The 763-nt window shown below is 45.9% G+C and carries 1 protein-coding gene and 1 pseudogene; both read left to right on the top strand.

The features are described 5' to 3' along the window. Positions 1-528, top strand: a 528-nt coding sequence (gene nrfB / locus R7Z77_RS25150; protein ID WP_318137018.1) for a cytochrome c nitrite reductase pentaheme subunit, incomplete at its 5' end; no start/stop codon positions are given. A 1-nt stretch (position 529) separates the two neighbouring features. Then, a pseudogene (locus R7Z77_RS25145) lies at positions 530-763 on the top strand (4Fe-4S ferredoxin); the annotation flags it as partial.

The following is a 763-nucleotide window of genomic DNA, read 5'->3' as shown; positions in this document are numbered from 1 at the left end:
GCCGCCCATGCGACTTATTCAGAGCCAGTTGAAGGTGCTCAAGCTGAGCGTCATCAAGTCGAGTTGATTCGTGACCGAGACTATAAATGTCTTCAATGTCATAAGGATGCCAAAGAAACTCTGAATTTGTCGCATGAGCCAGAAGCGCTGCTTAGCCTAGGTAAAACACTGAATTGCACAAACTGTCACAGCAATATCGGGCCAGATCACCGTGAAGGGGCACCTGATGTGATCAAGTTTGCTGCTGCGCAATCAAAAGCAGTGCATGACAAGGTTTTTCTTGATCCAAGCACCATTCTCAAAGCGAATAGCCAGTGTGTAGATTGCCACGCTCCAACTCAGTTGAGAGAAAGTAATTGGACGCATGATGTTCATGCTAAAAATTTGACCTGTTCAAATTGTCACGATGTTCACGCTGCCAAAACGAAAGCGCTTTCTTACGACAGAAAACAGCTCATCAAACAATGTGTCGATTGCCACTCTCAGTTTGCTGCTGAACCTGAACTTGCAAAAGAAGAGGAGAGATAGCATGAAGTGTTCAAGACGAAATTTTTTAGCCAGTAGCGGCGCATTGATTTTGACCACTGGCGTTGCTGGCACTTCTGTTGTTAGTGCTTCTCTTTTTGCCAGTGACAGTGAGCAAACCAAACGTTTTGGCATGGTGCACGATGAAAATGCGTGTATAGGATGTACTGCGTGTACCGAAGCATGTCGCGAAGTGAATAAAGTGCCAGAAGGGGTGACCCGCCTAAAAATTCATCGC

It is taken from the genome of Vibrio sp. 1401, from assembly GCF_033340295.1.
Note: the sequence above shows the minus strand (reverse complement) of the source record. Positions and strands in the feature narration are given on the sequence as shown.